Source organism: Flavobacterium piscis, assembly GCF_031457575.1.
Lineage (GTDB): Bacteria > Bacteroidota > Bacteroidia > Flavobacteriales > Flavobacteriaceae > Flavobacterium > Flavobacterium piscis_A.
The window spans coordinates 454,620-477,683 of record NZ_JAVDWQ010000002.1; the positions used below are offsets into that span (position 1 = coordinate 454,620).

Below are 23,064 nucleotides of genomic sequence, written 5' to 3' on the forward strand. Positions count from 1 at the left end.
TTTAAAAAATCTGAAATCGTTAATCTTCATTCAAAAATATTTTAAATGAAATATTACATCGTAATTCCCGCACATAACGAACAGGATTTTATTGGACTGACATTACAATCTTTGGTTTCTCAAACCGTATTACCGTCTAAAGTTGTTGTAGTCAATGACAATTCTACTGATAAAACAGAAGAAATCGTCTTGGGATTCGCAAAAGACAATCCGTTTATCTCTGTCGTGAGCGCTACATCAGACGCGATTCATATGCCAGGCAGCAAAGTCATTCAGGCTTTTCAAAAAGGTTTTGAAACCCTGGACGCAGATTACGACATTATTGTAAAACTGGACGGTGATTTAATTTTTCCATCCAACTATTTTGAAACGATTATCAAACACTTTCAATCAGATCCCAAAATTGGAATGGCAGGAGGATTTTGTTACATTGAAAAAAATGGGGATTGGGTTTTAGAAAACCTAACCGACAAAGATCATATTCGTGGCGCACTGAAAGCCTACCGTTCGGCAGCTTTTCAGCAAATTGGAGGCTTAAAACCGGCAATGGGCTGGGACACGGCAGACGAGTTGCTTTGTAAATACTATGGCTGGAAAATAGCTACAGACCCTTCTTTACATGTAAAACACCTCAAACCAACAGGTGCCAATTACAACAAAACAGCACGTTATAAACAGGGAGAGGCTTTTTATACATTAGGATACGGCTTTTGGATAACAGCGATCGCATCGGCAAAGCTGGCAATGATGAAAAAAAAACCATTGCTTTTTTTTGATTACATAAAAGGATTTTGGAAAGCAAAAAACACCAAAACCCCTTTGTTGGTTACTCCGGAACAAGCTAAATTTGTCAGGAATTATCGTTTTCAGAAAATGAAACAAAAGCTTTTTTAAACTCAAAACTTAAAAAACTGTAAACTGAAACAGTAAACTGTAAACTAATCCTTAATTTAGCCAATATTTGTAAAACTATGATGCTTATTCGTTATTTATCTCAAATCGGAAAATATTTTTTAATGCTGAAAGAAATTTTCAACAAACAGACCAAATGGCCTGTAATGAAAAAATTAATTTTCAAGGAAATCGACGATTTGATTATCGACTCTCTGGGCATCGTTTGTTTTATCTCATTCTTCGTTGGAGGGGTTGTTGCCATCCAAACAGCTTTAAATTTAACCAATCCTTTAATTCCTAAATATCTAATTGGTTTTGCCACACGTCAATCGGTTATTTTGGAATTTGCCCCTACTTTTATTTCGGTTATTATGGCCGGAAAAATGGGGTCTTTCATTACTTCCAGTATTGGTACCATGCGTGTTACTGAACAAATTGATGCTTTAGAGGTTATGGGTGTGAACTCTTTAAATTATTTAGTTTTCCCTAAAATAATCGCTTTATTATTGTATCCTTTCGTTATTGGGATCAGTATGTTTCTGGGAGTTTTTGGCGGTTGGCTCGCAGGAGTTTACGGAGGTTTTACGACCAGTGTAGAATTCATTAACGGTGCACAAATGGATTTTATTCCGTTTCATATTGTTTATGCTTTTATCAAAACCCTGATTTTCGCCATGTTATTGGCAACAATTCCGTCTTTTCATGGTTATTATATGAAAGGCGGGGCTTTGGAAGTAGGAAAAGCAAGTACAGTATCGTTTGTCTGGACTTCAGTTTCGATCATTCTTTTTAATTATATACTAACACAATTGTTATTAGGCTCATGATAGAAGTAAAAAACATAGAAAAATCATTTGGCGACACCAAAGTTCTGAAAGGGGTTTCTACAGTTTTTGAAACTGGAAAAACCAACCTGATTATTGGACAAAGCGGGTCCGGAAAAACTGTTTTATTAAAAAGTTTATTAGGAATCCACACGCCGGAAGTAGGAACAATTGAGTTCGACGGACGCGTGTATTCTGAATTGAATCCCGATGAAAAAAGAGAATTAAGAACTGAAATCGGAATGGTTTTTCAGGGAAGTGCTTTATTCGATTCGATGACAGTTGCTGAAAATGTAGCATTTCCTCTAAGAATGTTTACCAATGACAACAGAGCCAAAATAAAAGAGCGTGTTGACTTTGTTTTAGAAAGAGTAAATTTGGTTGATGCGCATACAAAATTACCTTCAGAGATATCGGGAGGAATGCAAAAACGTGTGGCGATTGCCCGCGCTATTGTTAATAATCCAAAATACTTATTTTGCGATGAGCCAAACTCTGGCCTGGATCCAAATACCTCTACCCTAATTGACAATTTGATTCAGGAAATTACCAAAGAATACAACATCACAACCGTAATCAACACACACGATATGAATTCGGTTATGGAAATTGGCGAAAACATTGTATTCCTAAAAAAAGGATTAAAAGCCTGGCAGGGAACTAAAGAAGAAATCTTTAGGACAGATAATAAAGACATTGTTAAATTTGTTTACTCTTCTAATCTATTTAAAAAAGTAAGGGAAGCATATTTAAAAGAATAACTTTTTTAAATTTTAAATATAAAAAATCCCAAATTAGCTTTAGTCAAAGTTGAATTTGGGATTTTTTATTGTTTTAATTATGACTGGGCAAAAGTTCTACTTCAGCATTTGGATTAAAAAGATAAGTTTTTCCTGAACTGATTTCTATACATTCGAAACGCTTGGTTCTAACCGCTAATTTCTTGAATATTTTTCCGTTTTTAATCCTGAAAACACTGCCGTAGGGAATTTCAAAAACATAATTTTTATCATTCCCTGCATCGAATTGTTTTAAAGCTAAAGACAAGGTAGTATCAGTATCACTACTTGCTGAAGGGTTTTTAAAATGTCTGGCCAGCAAAGGCAATATATGACCCGGAAAAATCTCAGGCCGAATAAAGGGCACCATCAATCGCTGAAATGTATACTTCCATTCATTTCCATGAGGTTTAATATTCCGTCCAAACTTTTCAAAGGCTACCAAATGTGCAATTTCGTGAATCAGGGTAATCAGAAAACGATATTTATTCAAACTCGCATTTACCGTAATTTCATGTTTTCCACTAATCCCTTTTCTATAATCACCATGACGCGTTTGGCGCTCATTTACAATTTTTAGATGCACCTGATTGGCAACTATCAATTCAAAAACGGGTTTTACAGCGTGTTCGGGTATGTATTTTGAAAGCGTTTCGTTCAATTTAAGTTAAGTATTATTTGTTAAAAGTTAGAAGTTTTTTTCAATTACTTTTAAATTCGAATGCTCAATTTTATTTATTATTTCTTCTAAATCTAAATTCATTAAGTTTATAATATTTAGCTTTTTCAAATTTTCATACATAAACTTTATATTCTTTTCAAGTAATCCCGCTGATTCTGATTTTATAAATTCAGTTTGCAAATCTATCATGATATCAATGATTTGAATATCTGCTTTTTGAAAATTTCACGTCTTAGATTATTAAAAACCCAAACCGTTTTTTCATCATAATCCATTTCAGAAAACACTTTGGTATAATCTTCGCCTCCATCAAAATTAATATGTATAGCAATTAATGAATTCTTAATTTCCCTGAATTTCTCCCAAGGCCATCCAAATCCCTACCATCCAAATAAAATAGTTAAAACAGAATATTTAATTCCAGGAATATTGCACTTCCTCCATTTCATAAACTTTTGAATTAGTATAAAAGGAAAAAAGAAAATATTTATACTTGTTCTATATGTTCTATATTTAATCTTATTATCGGTCATAATTCAGAACTCATAATTTATAATTAATTAAGGATTTGTCGAGGAAACCTCTAACACTTTTCCATTAAAATATTTATTTCCGTTAAGGGCAAAATCATAAATGTAAGTGGCCATTCCTTCTGCAGAAATTGGTGCCTGATACCCCGGGAAGGCTTCTTCGAGCATTTCTGTCTGAACGGATCCCAAAGCAAGAACATTAAAGGAAATTCCTTTTTCTTTATATTCCTCAGCTAATAATTCTGTTAAAGTAATCACGGCTCCCTTACTTGAACTGTAAGCTGCAAGACCTGCAAACTTCAAACTTCCTCTCACCCCGCCAATCGAACTGATGGTTACCACATGGCTTCCTTTTTGAAGATAGGGTAAACATATTTTGGTAAGATTCGCTACGGCAAAAACATTTACTTTGTAAATACTTTCAAAATCGACTTGTGTTGTTTCTGCAAAAGGTTTCAATAATAAAGCGCCCGCATTATGTACAAGAGCATCCACTTTTTTCCATGTAGAAGAAAGAAAATCAGTTACCCTTTGCAGAGCTTCCTCATTTGCCAAATCAACAGACAAACAGGTAACATTTTGATGCTCTATTAATATTTGAGGTGTTTTTCTGGAAATAGCCAAAACCTGATGACCTGCGTTAGCAAATTGCAAAGCCAGTTCATAACCAATTCCTCTGCTCGTTCCGGTAACAATAATATTTTTCATAAGGCAAAAATAAACAAATCCAGCAAAAGGAGCCGTTATTATTTCATGGTAATTTCTTCTGTTGGAGAAGCTGCCATTAGAGTTACAGCCGGCAGAAATTCTTGTATAAAAGAAGTCATGTGTGGAATATCCATTAATTTAAATTCATCTGAAACATGATGGTAGAATTCGAAATTTTCAAAATCAAAGGTACTTATGGACTGGCAAGGCTTCTTGAAAGCTTCAAAAAAAGGATAATTATCAGATCTGAAAAACAATTTGTATTCTGCTTCTTTTGGTAAAAAGCCAATAGTGTTTTTACCGGTGTATTCATTAATCTTTTCGGCCATATTCGATTTATCAAAACCTGTTATATAAGCCAAATAATCCCGTTTCATTGGTACACCAATCATTTCAATATTTAACTGGGCGTACAAATTAAAATCTTGCTTTTTTAGTTTCTGAACCAGACTTTTAGAACCTAACAAGCCTTTTTCTTCTCCGGTGAAAAATACAATGAGGATACTTCTTTTATTAGATTTGGTTTCACTGAAATATTTTGCCATTTGAGCGACAGCCGTTACACCGGAAGCATCGTCGTTTGCTCCATTATTAATAACATCCGCTTTTTTATTTTTCTCTAAACCAATATGATCATAATGTGCACTTAAAATAACAAATTCTTTTTTGAGTACCGGATCTGTTCCGTCTACAACCCCAACAATGTTATAAGCAGGAGATTTAAAATTGGTAAGTGTATCACGATAGGTCTTAAAATAAGGTTTTACATTATTTTTTCCTAAAAAATCTTCCAGAAAAATTGCTGCTTTCTCAATTCCTTTTGTCCCGGTTTCCCTTCCTTCTAATTCATCAGAAGAAAGATATTCTAAAAAATCAGAGACTTCAGATTCATTAACTTTATAAGTAACCTCAACAGGGTTAGCTACTGATTTTGAAGTTTTATCGTTTACTGTATAGATATTGGATTTACAACCTAAAAGAACAAATGGAAGAAGAAAATATAGTTTTTTCATAACGAATGATTTTGGATTAATACAGCTTTAAATCCTAAACTATTGATTTAAAGACTAAAACTTCTGAAAAGTAAAAAAAATAATCGTAAAAAAAACCCTTTCAAAGCTAAAAAAGCAGAAAGGGTTTATGAGATGAAAAAGAATAATTATTTATCCGGCAATAACTGATCTTGAAATTACAATTTTCTGGATTTCTGAGGTTCCTTCGTAAATCTGGGTAATTTTGGCATCACGCATAAAACGTTCTACGTGATATTCTTTTACATAACCGTTTCCACCATGAATCTGAACAGCTTCTACAGCAGTATCCATAGCGACTTGCGATGCAAATAACTTTGCCATGGCACCACTTACATCATAATTTTTATGCTGGTCTTTGTCCCAGGCTGCTTTCATACACAAATGACGGGCAGCTTCAATATTCACGGCCATATCTGCCAATTTAAAAGCAATGGCCTGATGGTTACAGATTTCCGTTCCGAAAGCTTTACGTTCTTTTGAATATTTCAGGGCCAATTCGTAGGCTCCTGAAGCAATTCCCAAAGCCTGAGAAGCAATTCCGATACGTCCGCCGGCAAGGGTTTTCATGGCAAACTTGAATCCGAAACCATCTTCTCCTATTCTGTTTTCCTTAGGTACTTTTACATCATTAAACATTAACGAATGCGTATCTGAACCACGAATACCCATTTTTTGCTCTTTTGGACCAATCGAAAAGCCCGGCATGTCTTTAGTCATAATCAAAACATTAATTCCTTTATGTTTCAATTCAGCATGTGTTTGGGCAATTACCAAATAAACTGATGCTGTATTTCCATTAGTAATCCAGTTTTTTGTCCCGTTTACTAAATAATGATCGCCCATATCTATAGCAGTAGTTTTTTGAGATGTTGCATCGCTTCCGGCTTCAGGTTCACTTAAACAAAAAGCGCCGTGAATCTGGCCAGAAGCCAAACCCGGTAAATATTTTTGTTTTTGTTCCTCGGTTCCAAATTCCTGCAGTCCCCAACAAACCAATGAATTGTTAACAGACATTACTACAGAAGCTGAAGCATCTACTTTAGAAATTTCTTCCATCGCAATTACATACGAAATGGTATCAAGACCGCTTCCACCGTACTTTGGATCAACCATCATTCCCATGAAACCCAGTTCTCCCATTTTTTTCACCTGTTCGGTCGGAAAAATTTGTTTTTCATCACGTTCAATTACACCTTCCAACAATTCATTTTGTGCAAAATCCCTCGCGGCTTGTTGAATCATTAAATGTTCTTCAGTAAGATTAAAATCCATAACAATGTATATTTAGAAAACTTGAATAAAAGTGGTTAAATAATTTTATGTCCAACTAATATTTAAGTTTTTTGGTTCATAAAATGCTCTCAAAGATAATTTTTAATTAGTAAAAAACAATGCATGCATATAATTTTGAATTATTTTTATAAATAACTATAACGTTTTCGTAATAGTTTTAAGAAATTATCCGGAATCGTTCATATTACCAACTTTTTATCTAAATATTAAGAAAATAAATATTGATTAAAAAAATATAAATAAAAATCAAGTATATTTTTAATTGGAAAGCACTTTTTTTTCAGATCTTTATTTAGACAAATTTCATCAGAATTCCCACATGTTTTTTGTCCAGTATGACAATTTCACAAAAAACACAAGCCATAAGTACTTGGAATTTAGAAATTAACAGTAATTTTGCACTAAAACAAAAAAAATCGAAAGACTATGAAAAAGATTTTACTATTACTTACATTCATTTTAAGTTTACAGTTCTCAACAATCAATGCACAAAAAAAATTAGAAGTAGGCGGAGTTTCCATTCCAAGAACTCTTGATTTTAAAGGTAAGGCCCTGACGTTAAATGGTGTTGGGCAACGCTCTAAAATGTTTACAGAATTATATGTTCAGGCTTTATATTTATCACAGTTAACACAAGATGCCAATCTTATTTTAGAAAGTGATATCGAAATGGCTATCAGAATCCACATAACATCATCACTTGTTACCTCAAAAAAACTATCAAAAGCATTGGCAAAAGGGATGGAAAAATCTGTTGGTGAAGCAGGAATGCTAAAATTAACCAAAGAAGTCGAAGAGCTAGAAGCATTGATAGGCAGAGAAATCACAAAAGCTGGTGATAGCTTTAATTTGATCTATAACCCTTTAGACAGATCATTGTGGATTTATAAAAATGACAAATACGAAGGGAAAATTGAGAGTTTCGAATTTAAAAAAGCATTCTTTGGCATTTGGCTTTCAGAAAATCCAGTAGATAAAAATTTAAAAGAAGAGTTATTAGGTAAAAATAATTAAATCTGAAGCCTAAAACTTTATAATCTATATTTCTGCAAGAATAGAGTATTCGCATTAATCATTTCTATATATTTGCTAAAAATAAACATATCTCATTAAAATGAAAGATTTATTGCAGCAATTTGAAAATAAAGAGCCAGAAATTGTTTTTAACTGGAAAGATTCTGAAACAGAAGCTGAAGGTTGGACCGTAATTAATTCGCTTCGTGGAGGTGCAGCTGGCGGAGGTACCAGAATGAGAAAAGGACTTGATATGAATGAAGTCCTATCGTTAGCCAAAACTATGGAAGTTAAGTTTTCTGTTTCGGGCCCTGCAATTGGAGGTGCGAAATCCGGAATTAACTTTGACCCTAATGATCCTCGTAAAAAAGGCGTTTTACAGCGCTGGTACAAAGCTGTTTCCCCTTTACTAAAAAGTTATTACGGAACAGGTGGTGACTTGAATGTTGATGAAATTCACGAGGTAATTCCGATGACAGAAGAGTGCGGTGTCTGGCATCCGCAGGAAGGGGTTTTTAATGGACATTTTAAACCAACCGAAGCAGATAAAATCAATAGAATTGGACAATTACGTCAAGGTGTTATCAAAGTAATAGAAAACCCTAAGTTTTCTCCAGATGTAACGAGAAAGTATACTGTTGCAGATATGATTACAGGATATGGGGTTGCTGAAGCTGTTCGTCATTTCTATAGTACTTATGGCGGTGACGTGAAAGGTAAAAAAGCAATCGTTCAGGGTTTTGGAAATGTTGGTTCTGCAGCTGCTTTTTATTTAGCAGAAATGGGAGCGAAAATAATCGGGATAATTGATCGTGACGGAGGATTGATTAATGAAGGTGGTTTTTCTTTTGAAGAAATCAGAACTTTGTTTTTGAATAAAGACGGAAACAAATTGGTAGCCGATTATATGATTCCATTTGACGAAATCAATTCAAAAATATGGACCATTGGTGCTGAAATCTTTACACCTTGTGCCGCTTCAAGACTGGTTACTCAAAACCAAATCGACAGCCTGGTCGCAAACGGATTAGAAGTTATTTCATGCGGAGCGAATGTTCCTTTTGCCGATACAGCAATTTTCTTTGGTCCTATCATGGAGGAAGTAGATAATAAAGTAAGCCTGATTCCGGATTTTATTTCCAATTGTGGAATGGCAAGAGTTTTTGCTTATTTCATGGAGAAAAAGGTTCAAATGACAGACGAAGCAATTTTTAACGACACTTCGGATATTATCAGAAATGCAATTGTAAAAGCACATGTGATGAATCCTTCAAAAACAAATATCAGTGCCACAGCTTTTGAAATTGCACTGAAACAATTAGTATAAATTTAGTCTTTTATTGAAACGCTGTTATTTTATCAAGTTGTTAGGACTTTCCTAAATTGAAGAGAAACTAACAATTTTTGTAATATATTCGCGTTTCAATTACAAAGACAATTTCATATGAGTATACTGCTACAAACAGATAGTTTATCTGTTGCACAAAAAACTATGGCCGATGCCATTCCTGTAGAGAAAAAATTATCAATTATTGAACTCTTAACCAGCGGAGGTTTAGGGGGACAGCTAATCATGATTTCTTTATTCCTGATGTTTTTCGTCGCTTTATATCTTTATTTTGAGCGATTAATGGCGATCAAAAATGCCTCAAAAATAGATGCTAATTTTATGAACCAAATTCGTGATAATATACGAAATGGCCGAATTGACAACGCTAAAATATTATGTGCACACTCTACTTCGCCTGTCGCACGTCTCATTGAAAAAGGAATTTCAAGAATAGGAAAACCACTTGACAATATCAATACCGCTATCGAAAATGCTGGTAAATTAGAGATATACAAACTTGAAAAAAATGTAAGCATGCTGGCTACCATATCCGGAGCAGGCCCAATGACTGGTTTTCTTGGAACGGTTTTAGGAATGATTCTTGCGTTTCATAAAATGGCAAGCTCTGGAGGTCAAATTGAAGTTGGTGCCCTGTCTGAGGGTATTTATACTGCAATGACCACTACTGTTGTCGGACTGGTTGTTGGAATTGTTTCTTATGTTGGTTACAATCATTTGGTTGTAAAAACTGACAAAGTGGTGCACATGATGGAAGCCAATGCTGTAGACTTTTTAGATTTATTAAACGACCCCGCTTAGTTATGAATTTAAGAGGAAGAAATAAAGTATCGCCAGAATTCAATATGTCGTCCATGACCGATATTGTGTTTTTACTGCTCATATTCTTTATGCTAACATCTACAATGGTAACAACCAATGCGCTAGATTTAGTTTTACCAAAAGGAAAAGGAAAAACAGACAGTAACAAAAACATTGCCGTGAGTATTAATAAAAATTTAGAATTTTTTATTGATAAAGAACAGATCCCTGAAGCCGATTTAGAATCAAAACTATTAAGCATTTTAGGCACTGATAAAAACAAAGCTATTATTTTAAGAGCCGAAGAAGGTGTTCCTATTGAAAAAGCAGTAGGGGTTTTAGATATCGCTAACAGAAATCAAATAAAAGTTGTTCTGGCAGTACGTCCAAAATAGATTTACTTATATTTTATGAAATATTTAGAAACAGAAGAAGAAAAAAAATCATTTGCCATCACAGCAGTTTTGTTTGTGATTATGTTTCTTTTGTTTTTTTATTTAGGATTAACCTATATGGATCCTCCTCCTGAAAATGGCATAGCCATAAATTTTGGAACTACCGAAGTTGGCTCTGGTAACATACAGCCAACAGAAACAATTCAATCAGCTCCACAGCCAACAAACTCACAACCAACAACTGCCAATAATGAAGAGGTTTTATCTCAGGATATTGAAGAAGCAGTAGTAATGAAGGAATCAAAAAAAGCAAAAACAACCAACACCAATACAAAGGAAGAAGTTAAACCCAAACCCGTTGAGAGCCCTAAACCTTCTAAAAGCACCTCTGATGTGTTGTCCAGCTTTTTAAATGGCCCAAAATCTGATGGAAAAACAACTGGCAGTGAAGGCAATGATAATTCAGCAGGAGACAAAGGAAGTCCGAATGGAGATCCTTATGCAAATAGTTATTATGGAAATGGAGGAAATGGTAGTGGCAGCGGCTGGGGACTTAAAGGAAGAAAATTAAGTTCCTCCGGAAAAGAAACTCAAAAATGTAATGAATATGGAACTGTGGTTATTCAAATTACTGTAAATAGAAACGGTAATGTAATTGCAACCAAATATACTAAAGGAACCACAAATACCAATCCGTGTTTAATAGAGCCCGCAATTGCGACAGCTAAAAAATACAAATGGCAACCTGATCCCAATGCTCCTGAAACTCAAATTGGTTTTATAACAGTCAATTTCAAATTAAGCGAATAATTGCAACTAAACCTCTATGTCCGGAAAATCCATAGATTTGGCAGACTGAAAGCCTGCAAAGTTGTAATACTATTTATTAGCCACAAATTATACGAATTAGCACTAATAAATTTGTATAATTTTGTGTAATTTGTGGCTGATCCTTTTTTAGAAGCTAAAGTAAATAATTTTAAATTATATCTGAGACTAATAAAAAACTCAAGTATATTTGAGTTTTTTTTATTTATTTCCAAAATGACCTATCAAGAAACAACAGCCTGGATGTTTAATCAATTACCGATGTACCAGCTACAGGGTGCTTCTGCTTATAAAGAAGACCTGAACAATATTAAATTACTGGCAACGCATCTTGACAATCCTCAAAATCAATTAAAATACATACATGTTGCGGGAACCAATGGAAAGGGCTCTACCTCTCATATGCTGTCTTCGGTTTTGCAGGAAGCGGGATATAAAGTGGGCCTTTATACATCTCCACATTTAAAAGATTTCAGGGAAAGAATTAAAATAAACGGTAAAGAAATTTCAGAAGATTTTGTTTGCGAATTTGTTTCCAGGCACAAAGTGTTTTTTGAAGCAAATGACATGAGTTTTTTCGAGATGTCCGTTGGACTCGCATTCGATTATTTTGTTTCTAAAAAAGTAGATATTGCTATTGTCGAAGTTGGTTTGGGCGGACGATTGGATGCAACTAATATCATAACGCCTTTAGTTTCGGTGATTACCAATATAGATTTAGATCACACGCAGTTTTTAGGAAATACACCGGCAGCAATTGCGGGAGAAAAAGCCGGCATTATCAAACCTAATGTTCCGGTTGTAATTGGAGAGTATACATTTGAAACCCAACCTGTATTTTTGGCTAAAGCCGAAGAAAACAAGTCACCCATTTATTTTGCTTCCGATTTGATTTCTAAGGTTTTACCTTCCGATTTGATTGGAGATTATCAGTTTCACAATAAAAAAACAGTTCAGCAGACCATCAAAGTTTTAAATACTCAAAACGAATTTAAAGTTTCTGATGAAAATCTAAAAACAGGATTATTAAAAGTATCGAAAAATACTGGCTTGCAAGGAAGATGGCAGCAACTTGGAGAAAATCCAAAAATAATTTGTGATACAGCCCATAACAAACATGGATTATCCATTGTAATGAATCAGATTCAAAAAGAAACTTTTAAAAACTTACATATTGTATTGGGTGTTGTAAATGATAAAGACCTCAATTCGATTTTACCTCTTTTTCCTAAAAAAGCACACTATTATTTTTGCAGGCCGGATTCCTCCAGAGGCTTAGCTACTGAAATACTGAAAGAAGCTGCTAAGAAATATGATTTAATTGGAGAACAATACAACTCTGTGAATGATGCTTTTTCAAGTGCAAAGAAAAATGCTTCGGAAAATGATTTTATTTATGTTGGCGGAAGCACTTTTGTTGTCGCTGAATTGCCTTTGTAATAAGCTCAATCAAAATTGACCAAAAGAGGTTTAAAAAATTATCCTTATAATAAATTCAACATCAGCAATATATAAATCTTCTTAAAAAAAGTTTGAATATTTAATAGATTTTCTTTGCATAACTAAAAAACTAGCGTATATTTGCACTCGCAATAAGGCATTACACCTTATACGGGCGATTAGCTCAGCTGGTTCAGAGCACCTCGTTTACACCGAGGGGGTCGGGGGTTCGAACCCCTCATCGCCCACTATGAGGGATAACAGAAATGTTATCCCTCTTTTTTTGACATATAAGGTATTCTCTTTCCTCCATTTTTGTTGGGGAGAATATTAATCTAAGATCTACAATAGTCTTGGTTTTGGAGCTCCAGAGTAATTCTTGGGTTTCCGTATTGCTGTTAGCATTAAAGTATATTGAAGTAATTCCTTTTTTATTAAATCAGTTCTTCTCTGTGTTTCTAAATAACCTATCACTTCCAATTATAATAACTATGTAACTTACTTTCAAAACCCTGCACATCTTTTCAAACTAAACGCTTATCAATAGTCAGGAAGTTTAAAAAAAAATTAAATTTGCTTCTAGCTATATGAAAATCTGACAGTCATACAAATTGCCACAAACTCAATAACATAATTATGAATTTGAAATGTACTACTATGAAATTACCCTATAATGCTAAATACTATGTGTGTTTTTTATTTTTTTTTTTACTTTATAACAGCCTAAGTTGTTCTGCCCAAAATTTTGACCAAGGTAAACTAATTAATGGCCCCGGTTTCGGATACGGATTCATCAAAACTTTTGATGCCGACCGCGATGGCTATTTGGATGTATTAGCTTTTCCATACTTGTATTTTAATGACGGCCATGGCAAAAAACAAAAAATGGTGGTTATAGGAGATAGCAAAAAAGAACATGAACACTATTGTATTGAAGACATCGACGGCGACAAGGACTTAGATATTGTAGTATTATATAAAAGTGGTGAAATAGCGATTTATATCAATGACCCGAAAGGTTTTTCTAAAAAAGAGCAAAAAAACAAAATAACTTATTCCCCTTCTGAGTATGCCAAATTGTATTTATATGATGCCAATTCTGATGGTATTTGTGATATTATTATCTCTGGTCTGAGAGGAGTGCCAATTGCTTATGTAGGCAGTAAAAATCAGCAATACAGCTATTTCAAAACCTTCAACGATAATTTCCCTGACTTACATTTTGTTTTGGGAATTGATATAAATAAAGATGGGATTCAGGAACTGCTAGTGCCAAATTATTCAAATGAAAATGGTGAGAAGCGCTCCTTAAAAATCTATTCTTTCAAAGGAAATAAATATGTTTTAATAGATACCATTGTCCTTACAACTTCCGGAATGGACAATTTTACGTTAATGGATATGGATAAAGATGGTGATCTGGATTTAGTATATTCAGAAAATAATAGAAATCCTGGTATATATTGGATAGAAAGAAATAGTAAAGGCGGTTTCGGAAAAACACATACATTAATTAGTTCCCTTGAACTCGTGGATTTTCAACTTGGGGATTTTGATTCAGACGGAGATCTTGACATCGCTTATTTTACGCAACAAAACCAATACAAATTTATCAACTGGGCCGAGAATAAAGGAAATAATGTTTTTATCAAAAATCAGAAAAGTTTACTGCCAAATAGCAACGGATCTAAGGCATTCGTTTTTGAAGATTTTGACGGTGACAAAATAAAAGATATATTGTTTTACGATGACGATAAAGAACAAATCAGACCACGATACACGATGGTGTTACAGCAAAAAAATGGAGAAGTAAAAGAAAAGATCACCTGGGTTGTAAAATCTGATTGTTCCGGATTTCTTTTTACTGATTTAGACAATAATGGTACCAAAGATATTGTAGGCTATTATAATAATGAATTATTCTATACTTTGATAGACAATAAAGGAAAATATTCAGAAACATTAGAATTGGCAAGAAGTCCTTTTAAAATTGGAAATCTCAAATGTGGCGACATAGATAATGATGGAAAAGACGATTTAGTAATATATTCAGAAGATAGCGAAAATGGTAAACTAGGATGGTTTAAAAATGAAGGAAATATAAAATTTAATCATTTTGCCATTATACATAACGAAAAGGAAAGGCTTATAAACTTTGATATTATTGACTACGATAATGATGGCAATAAAGATCTGGCTGTAAACTACTGGACAAATGAAACACGAGGTTTTTATATCTATAAGAATAATGGAAATGGCGTTTTCAGCAAAACCAGAACTATGGTTACAGAAGTTAAAGATTCTTACCCTACAATTGCCGTATGGGATGTGAATGGCGATAAGACAGACGATTTAGTCGATCTGGGTTCAAAAACTTGGTTCAACTATCTGGGGAATGAAAAATGGGAGAAAAAATCAAGTCCGTTTGAAGAGCAATTTATTAAAGGCATTTATAAAGCAAGAGTAGATAATAATAATTCATCTGACTGCATAATGCTTTCAAGCAGCAATCTAAAATGGTTAAAGTATAACAATGGACAATGGCAAAGTAAAGTTGTGCCTGTTGATTTTGGCATTGATATGATAAGAGTTGGGGATATTAATGGAGACGGTTATGACGATATTGTATGCTTGGCTAATAAATATGATTTAGCCGAAGGATTTAACCAAGATATTGCTTTTAGCTACAAATATTCTATAATCTGCTTATTAAATGACAAGTCAGGTAATTTTACACCAAAGACATTATGCCCAGTTCCGGATTTAAGCAGCATTGGATTACAGGATATTGATAATGATGGTGATCTTGACATTCTCGCTTCTGTCAAATGGGGTTCGTCAGGTATTACAGTTTGGAAAAATTTACGCAATAATTGATTTATATACAATAAAAGAAAAATCTCGAAAGAATTTTGAGCCATAGTAATAGCCTGAGAATATATTCTCAGGCATTTGCATTAACCAGTAGCGGGAAGCATTCAAATATCTAACCATTTTATTGAGGATTATTATATGATTATTGCACTTGCGTCATAAATTAATATTGGAAAACTTTGAGAATTTGTTTGAAGAAAAAGAACTTAATTCATTTACAATTCTTTAAAGGTTTATTTAATTTATGTTTGTATTATAAATTTCTTGTTTTTTATTTTACGGCTAATAATATGTTTTTTTTATAAAATATGTATTATGAAATCTTTATGTAAGAAGAAGAGAAAGAAGTATTACTTATCAATCCTAAGCAAAAATTAAAAAAATTAGTAAACAATTGATTCAAATAGATTATCTAATCTTTTGCCTAATCCTCAACTTTTGCTTTGATTATTTTTTTGTTTTAATAATCAATTATCTCCTTTGTATCTTCTAATTTCAAGCAGATTGGATACTCTCTTTTAATGTTAATCCTAACAATATCTCAGTGTTCCTTATTAAATAGTTTTAAAAAATATTTCTTTCTATCTAAAATAAGTATTTGTTGGGTTACTCTATATATTACGTTGGACCATGATTCAATTCTGACATAATGATTATATTGATTTTAGTGCTTTTTATTTTACTTTTAAAACTTCTAACAGTTTAAAATTTAGATACAACTTTTCTTTATCCACTTATTCACTTTTTTAAGAAACCGTGATTTTCCAATTCTTTTAAATAGTTATCCCCCTTTTTTAGATTCCCTAATCCTGCATCTTCTAATTGGTCTCTTTTGGTATGATAAGCTAAAAAGTTCTTCCCTTAAATCTTAATATATTTTAGGAAGTTGGTGTTGAATTTCTTGCCCTATTCTATTCATCAATTCCTCGATTCTGCTATTTGGTTTCTTGCTTCTAAGGTAGTTTGTTCTGCATTTATGAAAATATGTTGAATATCTTGAAAAAATTACTGCCATAATATGTGAACAGCAGTTTAGTATTAAATTTACTTCATAAAATGAACATTGTTCAAAATATTTTATATATTTGCAAAATAAATTACATCTATGAGTACCGCAGATAGAAAAGCACGTGAAAAAGAAGCCTTAAAAGCACTCATTCTAAAAGGAGCAAAAAAGCTTTTTTTGGAAAAAGGAATTGAGCAAACAACTATTAGAAATATAGCCGATGAAATAGATTATAGTGTCGGAACGGTTTATGTTTATTTCAAGGATAAAAATGCAATTTTACACGATTTACATTCCATAGGTTTTCAAGAACTGGGAGGATACTTTCAAGAATTATTTTCAATCAAAGATCCAATGGAAAGATTAAGAAAAATGGGAGTTGTTTACATCAAATTTGCGATAGAAAATTCAGAAATGTATGATCTGATGTTTAATCTTAAAGCACCTATGGAATTTCTAGAAAAATCCGAAAATGATGATTGGGATGAAGGTGCTGCAACTTTTGACCGAGTTAAAAAAACAGTTGAAGAATGTATTAATGAAGGACATTTTGAAGGACATAATGTAGAACCACTTTCGTTTATGATTTGGAGTTTAGTTCATGGAATGTGTTGTCTTGAAATACGACAGAGAACCAAAGGTGTAAAATTTAATAATCCAGATACTATCCTATATGATGGTTACAATGAGTATTTAAAAATAATAGATAGATTATAAATTTTTTTGTTCAAAAAAATGAACAACGTTCAATTTAAAAACAATGTAATGATGATAAAAAAAGCACTAATTCTAATAGCAATTTTACTTGAGTATCAAGGATATTCGCAAAGTAAGCTGGACGGCTACATCGAAGCCGGACTAAAAAACAACGAAGTTATCAAACAACATAACTTCGATATTAACAAAAGCATGTGGGCTTTAAAAGAAGCACGTTCCTTATTCTACCCTACCGTTTCCTTAAATGGAAGTTATACCAAGGCAGAAGGTGGAAGAACCATTGACATTCCTATTGGTGATATGTTGAATCCTGTATATAGTACTTTGAATCAGATTACTAATTCTAATGCGTTTCCAACGTTAGAAAATCAGTCTGTACTTATTAATCCAGATAATTTCTATGATGCAAAAATTCATACTACAATGCCTTTACTGAATTTTGAAATCATATATAACAAAAGGATTAAAACCCAACAAACAACTTTACAAAAAATAGAGTTGGAAATCTATCAAAGAGAGTTAGTCAAGGATATAAAAATTGCCTATTACAAGTATTTGCAATCACTGGAAGGAATAAAAATTTATGAAGATGCTTTGGCATTGGTTACCGAAAATCAAAGAGTAAACCATTCCTTATTTAAAAATGATAAAATAAACCGTACTGCTGTCTTACGAAGTGATAATGAAGTAGTACGTATTGCAGCCAATTTAGAAACTGCAAAACAAGTAAGTAATAATGCCCAAGCCTATTTTAATTTCCTGCTCAATCAAAAACTCGATACACAAATAAAGGTTGATGAAAACAATGAAAACGTTCCTAATGCATTAGTCGAGGAAAATACCGAAAACAGAGAAGAATTAAAAAAATTGGGGCAAGTAAAAGAATTAAACGAGAACATTAATAAACTCACAAAGTCACACTGGTTTCCTACATTAAGCGGTTTTGCAGATTTTGGTGTACAGGATTTTGATTTTGAAATGAACAAAGATTCACGTTATTATTTTGCGGGTTTAGGTTTAGAATGGAACATTTTTTCAGGAAATAAAAACAAATATAAACTCAAACAAGTTGAAGAAGATACCAAAAAAATAAGTTCACAGATTGACAATGTAAAGCAGCAATTACTTCTTCAATTTCAGGTTTCACAAAATAATCTAAAATCAGCCTTGGAACAGTTCAATGCCGATAAAAATCAAAAAGAATCAGCCAGAAAATACAATGACGATATAACCAAACTTTACAAAGAAGGTCAAGCCATTTATATAGAGCTTCTAGATGCACAAAACCAATGGGTAAATGCCCAGCTTAACACAAATATCTCTCTTTTTAGTTCTTGGATAGCTTTTGCAGAATTAGAGAGAGCAAATGCAACTTTTAATTTAAAATAATTTTTTAAAAACAATAATTATGAAACCAAAGGTTCACGAATACCCAAAAAATAATTTTACACTTGTGAGTAAATCAAAAACGATAATAGTTTCCCTTTTAACTATACCACTTTTTTTCTCTTGTAAAGAAGAAAAAAAAGAAAACAATCCATTTGAATCAGCTGATATTATTTCAGTAAAAATAGCAACAGTTGAATCATTAGCATTTACCAACAATATAAGTGCATCCGGTTTAGTAACCACAGAAAATCAAGCTAATTATGGTTTTAAAATTGGTGGTGTGATAAGTAGAATTTATGTAGAAGAAGGTCAATTTTTCAAAAAAGGACAACTTTTAGCCACATTAGATCAAACTGAAATCAACGCAGGTTTAAATCAAGCCGATTTAAATTTAAAAAAGTTTGAAAGGGATTATGAACGTGCTAATAATCTACACAAAGACAATGTTTATACTTTGGAACAACTTCAAAACACAAAAACAGGTCTTGATATTGCCAAAAGGCAAAAAGACGCAGTAGCTTTTAATTCTCGCTATGCTAAAATATATGCTACTACCGATGGCTTTGTAGCTCATAAAATAGCAAATGAAGGCGAAGTTGTTGGTCCCGGGTCTCCAATTTTAGCCATAAACGAAACATCAAACAACAACAATTATCTTTTGAAAGTTGGTTTGACAGATAAGGAATGGGCTTCAGTAAAAATAGGTCAGAAAGCCATTGTTATCCTTGACGGGTTTCCTGATAAAAAATTTGAAGCTACCATTTTTAGAAAGTCGCAAGCGGCAGATGTTGCCCTTGGGTCTTTTCAAATAGAACTAAAACTGAATATGAAAGACCATAAACCAGCTGTGGGGATGTTTGGGAAAGCAGAAATACAAACCGATAAAGCAGCAGATTTTATGGTTATTCCATACAACGCTCTTATCGAAGCTGACGGTAACAAAGCATTTGTTTTTGCAGTTGAAAATAACAAAGTAAAACGTAAATCAATTACAATCAACAAATTTGATAATGATAAGGTGTATGTAAAAGACGGTCTTCAAAAAACAGACCAGATAGTAATTTCCAACAGTGCCTATCTTAACGAACAGTCAACAATAAAGATCATTAAATAACAACGTCATGAAAATAACAAACTTTTCAGTTAAGAATTATCAGTTTACACTGATTCTCGCTCTTTTGGTCGCTGTGGTAGGAGTTCTTACTTTATTCACAATGCCTAGAGCAGAAGATCCTGGAACACAACCACCACAATACTTAATTACGGTTATTTATCCTGGTACAAGTCCAAAAGATATGGAGGAACAAGTCGTAAAACCTATTGAAAATAAGATTTACGGATTAGAAAATATTGAAAAAATACTAACTACTGTAGAAGATGGTGTTGCCGCTTTTCAGGTGAAATTCAAATACGGAGTGGATGTTGACAATAAATATCAGGAGATTTCCACGGAAATGAATGCTCTTAAAAGTAGTGAACTTCCAAAAGATATTTATCAAATTAAAACGGAGAAAATTTCATCTGCTGATGTTAATATTCTTCAGATAGCTTTGGTTTCGGAAAATGCATCTGATAAAAAATTGCGTGATGAAGCGGACAAATTAAAAACAAAGATTGAAAAAATAACCAATCTTAAAGACGTCGAATACGCTGGAATTCCAGAACAGGAAATCCGTGTGGATTTAAACTTGGAAAAATTAGCACAATTAAAAATCCCATTGAATGTAGTAATGGGAAGCTTGCAAAGTGAAGCTGCTGATATTCCTGGCGGAAGTATTGATTTGGATACCAAAGTATTTAATGTAAAAACAAGCGGTAAATTCAAAAATGCGGAAGATGTTGCCAATACGGTTGTTTACAATGCCAATGGAAAAATCATCTATATGAAAGATGTAGCCGAGGTAAGCTACAAGTCTGAAGTGGTGCATCATATTACAAGAATCAATGGACATCGATGCGTTTTAGTGAATGCAGGAATGAAAGACAACGTAAACATCAGCGATGTTCAAAAAGAATATTTACCATTAATAGAGGAATTTTCAAAAGAATTACCTGCAAACATTAAACTAATTAAAAACTTTGACCAAGCCGATATGGTATCAAAGCGATTAGGGCATTTAGGTTTTGATTTTGGATTAGCTATTGTTTTGGTTATCGTTACATTATTGCCATTAGGATTAAGAGCTTCTGGCGTTGTTATGATTTCCATTCCTTTATCTTTAGCTTTAGGGTTAATTGCGATGAATGCTTTAGGCTATTCTTTAAACCAATTAAGTATTGTAGGGTTGGTCGTTGCTTTAGGATTGCTGGTTGATGATAGTATTGTTGTTGTAGAAAATATCGAACGTTGGCTCCGTGAAGGGCATTCTAAAATGGATGCTGTTTTAAAAGGTACAAAGCAAATAGGTGTTGCTGTTGTAGGTACTACGGCTACTTTGGTTATTGCCTTTATACCACTGGCTTTTCTTCCTGACATGGCAGGTGAATTCATCAGAAGTTTACCTATGGCTGTCATAACGAGTGTATTGGCTTCTATGCTTGTGGCTTTGACATTGGTTCCGTTTTTGGGAAGTCGATTCTTAAAAACACACGAGCACGAAGGAGGAAACATATTTCTTCAATATTTGCAAAAATTCCTTACCAGGTCTTATAAAAACGTCATGCCTAAAGCATTGAAATTTCCAAAAACCACGATTGCCATTTCAATATTTTTAAGTGTTATCGCTTTTGGACTATTTTCTGTAGCTGGATTTAAGTTATTCCCAACTTCGGAAAAGCCAATGTTTTTAATCAACATAAAAATGCCACTTCAAGCCAATATTTCAGAAAGTGACAGGGTGACAAAAATTGTGGAAGCCGAGTTGAAAAACCACAAAGAAATTGTGTATTTCACCTCAAATGTTGGACATGGAAATCCACAGATTTATTACAACGTACATCCACAGGACAGAAAATCTGATTTTGCTCAAATTTTCGTTCAATTGGAAGACGAAGCTACACCTAAAGAAAAAACAGCTTTAATTGAAAAATTGCGTGAAAAATTCAAAACAATGCCTTATGCTAAAGTAGAGGTAAAAGATTTTGAACAAGGAACACCACTGGAAGCCAATATTGTTGTACGATTATTTGGCGAAGATCAGGAAGTTTTACGCAAACTATCTTCTCAAGTAGAGACTGTTTTAAGAAATCAGGAAGGAACAGTTTACATCAACAACGAGTTAAACACCTATAAAACCGATGTCAAAGTAAAAATCAATAAGGAAAAAGCAAGAACATTAGGTGCACTTACAAGTGAAATTGACAAAGTAATTCGTCTTGCAGTTGCTGGTTTAACAGTTGGAGATTACATAGATGACCGTGGCGATGCTAGAAATGTGACCATTACTTTACCAAGAGATAAGTTTACCAATCTTGATGCACTGAAAAATTTATATGTAAACAATGTTCAGGGAACACCAATTGCACTAAATCAAATTGCAACAGTATCTTTTGAAACGGCACCTACAGCAATCAACCACTTTAATAAATCACGTTTTTCAAAAGTTAGTGCTATGACAAAAGAAGGTTATTTGGCAAATGACCTGCTGGCAGATATTATTCCAAAATTGGATAAACTCGAAATGCCAAAAGGCTATTATTACAAACTATCCGGAGAAAAAGAATCGGAAGGTGATGCATTGGGAGGTAATTTCCTGTCAGTAATTATATTGAGTGCATTTTTATTCATTGCCGTTTTATTACTTCAATTTAAAACATTCAAAGGAATTATCATCGTTATGTCCATCATTCCGTTAGGTATTTTAGGAGGTATATTATTTTTAATAGCTACAGGAAACCCAATGTCATTGGTTTCTATTATCGGTTTCATTGGATTGTCTGGAATTCAAGTAAAAAACTCCCTTCTTCTGGTCGATTTCACGAACCAATTAAGACAAGAAGGAAAATCAATTGATGAAGCGATTGCTATTGCAGGAGAAACACGTTTTCTTCCGGTAGTTTTAACATCAATTACCGCAATTTGTGGTTTGATTCCTCTAGCCTTGAATTCCAATCCTCAAATATCTCCATTGGCGATTGTATTGATTGGAGGATTGATAAGTTCAACAATTCTGGCAAGAATTGTAACACCGGTCATGTACAAATTGATACCTCCAAAACTAGATGAAGTATAATGATATACATTATTTATTTCAGCATAAAACAAGAGTTAATTGTCAAAAAATTAATGATGGAAATGCGTGCAAAAAATGATAAAACATTTTTTATTGAATCACTTATTCTAATTGAATTAAGCAATTCTGACTTTAAAGAATTGGTTCAATCTCTATACCATTTTTTTAAAGAACACAAATTAGATAGTGAAGATTTTGTTTACATATTTAATTTTTCGGGGATTTATGAAAACAATTGGTTTTGCCAAATACTGAAAGGAAAAGGATTAAAAAGAGTAAGTTCAAATTTTAAATAAAAAGTAATGAAAAATATGTATTCCTATTCTTGCTTATCAC

Annotated in this window: 20 protein-coding genes and 1 tRNA gene; 16 read left to right on the forward strand and 5 right to left on the reverse strand. The window is 33.2% G+C overall.

Annotated features, from left to right (window positions below):
- Nucleotides 1-45: 45 nt before the first annotated feature.
- The 3 genes from J2W48_RS05140 to J2W48_RS05150 all read left to right on the forward strand — a co-directional run bounded on the left by J2W48_RS05140 (nt 46) and on the right by J2W48_RS05150 (nt 2,479).
- Nucleotides 46-894 carry a glycosyltransferase family 2 protein gene (locus tag J2W48_RS05140; RefSeq protein ID WP_310279002.1) on the forward strand — a complete coding sequence of 283 codons (849 nt, stop codon included), beginning with the start codon at nt 46-48 and terminating at the stop codon, nt 892-894.
- 77 nt (nt 895-971) lie between these two features.
- The gene (locus J2W48_RS05145) at nt 972-1,721 is read left to right on the forward strand and encodes an MlaE family ABC transporter permease (RefSeq protein ID WP_310279005.1); all 750 of its coding nucleotides are present in this window, start codon (nt 972-974) and stop codon (nt 1,719-1,721) included.
- Nucleotides 1,718-2,479 (forward strand): ABC transporter ATP-binding protein, encoded by a 762-nt coding sequence (locus J2W48_RS05150; protein ID WP_310279008.1) that lies wholly within the window; start codon nt 1,718-1,720, stop codon nt 2,477-2,479. Before J2W48_RS05145 ends, J2W48_RS05150 begins: the two co-directional genes overlap by 4 nt.
- A gap of 73 nt (nt 2,480-2,552) precedes the next feature.
- Here the strand turns inward: J2W48_RS05150 and J2W48_RS05155 are convergent, their stop codons facing one another.
- The 5 genes from J2W48_RS05155 to J2W48_RS05175 form a co-directional block, all read right to left on the reverse strand.
- Nucleotides 2,553-3,158, reverse strand: a complete 606-nt coding sequence (locus J2W48_RS05155) for a SprT-like domain-containing protein (protein ID WP_310279009.1) — start codon at nt 3,156-3,158, stop codon at nt 2,553-2,555.
- Nucleotides 3,159-3,185: 27 nt separating this feature from the next.
- Nucleotides 3,186-3,368, reverse strand: a complete 183-nt coding sequence (locus J2W48_RS05160; protein WP_310279012.1) for a hypothetical protein — start codon at nt 3,366-3,368, stop codon at nt 3,186-3,188.
- A 371-nt stretch (nt 3,369-3,739) separates the two neighbouring features.
- On the reverse strand, nt 3,740-4,417 hold the full coding sequence (locus J2W48_RS05165; protein ID WP_310279014.1) for an SDR family NAD(P)-dependent oxidoreductase: 678 nt from the start codon (nt 4,415-4,417) through the stop codon (nt 3,740-3,742).
- 38 nt (nt 4,418-4,455) lie between these two features.
- On the reverse strand, nt 4,456-5,430 hold the full coding sequence (locus J2W48_RS05170; RefSeq protein WP_310279017.1) for a M20/M25/M40 family metallo-hydrolase: 975 nt from the start codon (nt 5,428-5,430) through the stop codon (nt 4,456-4,458).
- Nucleotides 5,431-5,580: 150 nt separating this feature from the next.
- Nucleotides 5,581-6,723: an acyl-CoA dehydrogenase family protein gene (locus J2W48_RS05175; RefSeq protein ID WP_310279020.1), complete on the reverse strand. Its 1,143-nt coding sequence runs from the start codon at nt 6,721-6,723 to the stop codon at nt 5,581-5,583.
- 447 nt (nt 6,724-7,170) lie between these two features.
- Here J2W48_RS05175 and J2W48_RS05180 point away from each other — a divergent pair, with 447 nt between their 5' ends.
- The 13 genes from J2W48_RS05180 to J2W48_RS05240 all read left to right on the forward strand — a co-directional run bounded on the left by J2W48_RS05180 (nt 7,171) and on the right by J2W48_RS05240 (nt 23,024).
- Nucleotides 7,171-7,758 (forward strand): chalcone isomerase family protein, encoded by a 588-nt coding sequence (locus J2W48_RS05180; RefSeq protein ID WP_310279023.1) that lies wholly within the window; start codon nt 7,171-7,173, stop codon nt 7,756-7,758.
- Nucleotides 7,759-7,858: 100 nt separating this feature from the next.
- A complete protein-coding gene (locus tag J2W48_RS05185; RefSeq protein ID WP_310279026.1) occupies nt 7,859-9,085 on the forward strand; it encodes a Glu/Leu/Phe/Val dehydrogenase dimerization domain-containing protein in 1,227 nt (408 codons plus the stop codon).
- A gap of 117 nt (nt 9,086-9,202) precedes the next feature.
- The gene (locus J2W48_RS05190) at nt 9,203-9,907 is read left to right on the forward strand and encodes a MotA/TolQ/ExbB proton channel family protein (protein WP_310279029.1); all 705 of its coding nucleotides are present in this window, start codon (nt 9,203-9,205) and stop codon (nt 9,905-9,907) included.
- A gap of 2 nt (nt 9,908-9,909) precedes the next feature.
- Complete coding sequence (locus J2W48_RS05195) at nt 9,910-10,302, forward strand: ExbD/TolR family protein (RefSeq protein WP_310279032.1); 393 nt, start codon at nt 9,910-9,912, stop codon at nt 10,300-10,302.
- A gap of 15 nt (nt 10,303-10,317) precedes the next feature.
- Nucleotides 10,318-11,112, forward strand: a complete 795-nt coding sequence (locus J2W48_RS05200) for an energy transducer TonB (protein ID WP_310279035.1) — start codon at nt 10,318-10,320, stop codon at nt 11,110-11,112.
- Nucleotides 11,113-11,346: 234 nt separating this feature from the next.
- The gene (locus J2W48_RS05205; protein ID WP_310279038.1) at nt 11,347-12,570 is read left to right on the forward strand and encodes a bifunctional folylpolyglutamate synthase/dihydrofolate synthase; all 1,224 of its coding nucleotides are present in this window, start codon (nt 11,347-11,349) and stop codon (nt 12,568-12,570) included.
- A gap of 173 nt (nt 12,571-12,743) precedes the next feature.
- Nucleotides 12,744-12,818: transfer RNA gene (locus tag J2W48_RS05210), tRNA-Val, on the forward strand.
- 409 nt (nt 12,819-13,227) lie between these two features.
- Nucleotides 13,228-15,447 (forward strand): FG-GAP repeat domain-containing protein, encoded by a 2,220-nt coding sequence (locus J2W48_RS05215; RefSeq protein WP_310279041.1) that lies wholly within the window; start codon nt 13,228-13,230, stop codon nt 15,445-15,447.
- Between the two features lie 1,102 nt (nt 15,448-16,549).
- Entirely contained in the window at nt 16,550-17,167 is a 618-nt protein-coding gene (locus J2W48_RS05220; RefSeq protein WP_310279044.1) for a TetR/AcrR family transcriptional regulator, read from the forward strand.
- Nucleotides 17,168-17,185: 18 nt separating this feature from the next.
- Nucleotides 17,186-18,556 carry a TolC family protein gene (locus tag J2W48_RS05225; protein WP_310279048.1) on the forward strand — a complete coding sequence of 457 codons (1,371 nt, stop codon included), beginning with the start codon at nt 17,186-17,188 and terminating at the stop codon, nt 18,554-18,556.
- 19 nt (nt 18,557-18,575) lie between these two features.
- Nucleotides 18,576-19,670 carry an efflux RND transporter periplasmic adaptor subunit gene (locus J2W48_RS05230; protein WP_310279051.1) on the forward strand — a complete coding sequence of 365 codons (1,095 nt, stop codon included), beginning with the start codon at nt 18,576-18,578 and terminating at the stop codon, nt 19,668-19,670.
- Nucleotides 19,671-19,677: 7 nt separating this feature from the next.
- Nucleotides 19,678-22,728, forward strand: a complete 3,051-nt coding sequence (locus J2W48_RS05235; protein ID WP_310279053.1) for an efflux RND transporter permease subunit — start codon at nt 19,678-19,680, stop codon at nt 22,726-22,728.
- Nucleotides 22,728-23,024: a hypothetical protein gene (locus tag J2W48_RS05240; protein WP_310279056.1), complete on the forward strand. Its 297-nt coding sequence runs from the start codon at nt 22,728-22,730 to the stop codon at nt 23,022-23,024. Before J2W48_RS05235 ends, J2W48_RS05240 begins: the two co-directional genes overlap by 1 nt.
- Nucleotides 23,025-23,064: the final 40 nt, after the last annotated feature.

Bases quoted from the DNA above. Each gene is read 5' to 3' on its own strand.
- J2W48_RS05190 (WP_310279029.1), top strand. From the start codon at position 9,203: ATGAGTATACTGCTACAAACAGATAGTTTATCTGTTGCACAAAAAACT.
- J2W48_RS05185 (WP_310279026.1), top strand. From the start codon at position 7,859: ATGAAAGATTTATTGCAGCAATTTGAAAATAAAGAGCCAGAAATTGTT.
- J2W48_RS05225 (WP_310279048.1), top strand. From the start codon at position 17,186: ATGAACAACGTTCAATTTAAAAACAATGTAATGATGATAAAAAAAGCA.
- J2W48_RS05165 (WP_310279014.1), bottom strand. From the start codon at position 4,417: ATGAAAAATATTATTGTTACCGGAACGAGCAGAGGAATTGGTTATGAA.
- J2W48_RS05195 (WP_310279032.1), top strand. From the start codon at position 9,910: ATGAATTTAAGAGGAAGAAATAAAGTATCGCCAGAATTCAATATGTCG.
- J2W48_RS05160 (WP_310279012.1), bottom strand. From the start codon at position 3,368: ATGATAGATTTGCAAACTGAATTTATAAAATCAGAATCAGCGGGATTA.
- J2W48_RS05180 (WP_310279023.1), top strand. From the start codon at position 7,171: ATGAAAAAGATTTTACTATTACTTACATTCATTTTAAGTTTACAGTTC.
- J2W48_RS05230 (WP_310279051.1), top strand. From the start codon at position 18,576: ATGAAACCAAAGGTTCACGAATACCCAAAAAATAATTTTACACTTGTG.
- J2W48_RS05150 (WP_310279008.1), top strand. From the start codon at position 1,718: ATGATAGAAGTAAAAAACATAGAAAAATCATTTGGCGACACCAAAGTT.
- J2W48_RS05215 (WP_310279041.1), top strand. From the start codon at position 13,228: ATGAAATTACCCTATAATGCTAAATACTATGTGTGTTTTTTATTTTTT.
- J2W48_RS05220 (WP_310279044.1), top strand. From the start codon at position 16,550: ATGAGTACCGCAGATAGAAAAGCACGTGAAAAAGAAGCCTTAAAAGCA.
- J2W48_RS05170 (WP_310279017.1), bottom strand. From the start codon at position 5,430: ATGAAAAAACTATATTTTCTTCTTCCATTTGTTCTTTTAGGTTGTAAA.
- J2W48_RS05140 (WP_310279002.1), top strand. From the start codon at position 46: ATGAAATATTACATCGTAATTCCCGCACATAACGAACAGGATTTTATT.
- J2W48_RS05145 (WP_310279005.1), top strand. From the start codon at position 972: ATGATGCTTATTCGTTATTTATCTCAAATCGGAAAATATTTTTTAATG.
- J2W48_RS05235 (WP_310279053.1), top strand. From the start codon at position 19,678: ATGAAAATAACAAACTTTTCAGTTAAGAATTATCAGTTTACACTGATT.
- J2W48_RS05240 (WP_310279056.1), top strand. From the start codon at position 22,728: ATGATATACATTATTTATTTCAGCATAAAACAAGAGTTAATTGTCAAA.
- J2W48_RS05205 (WP_310279038.1), top strand. From the start codon at position 11,347: ATGACCTATCAAGAAACAACAGCCTGGATGTTTAATCAATTACCGATG.
- J2W48_RS05200 (WP_310279035.1), top strand. From the start codon at position 10,318: ATGAAATATTTAGAAACAGAAGAAGAAAAAAAATCATTTGCCATCACA.
- J2W48_RS05175 (WP_310279020.1), bottom strand. From the start codon at position 6,723: ATGGATTTTAATCTTACTGAAGAACATTTAATGATTCAACAAGCCGCG.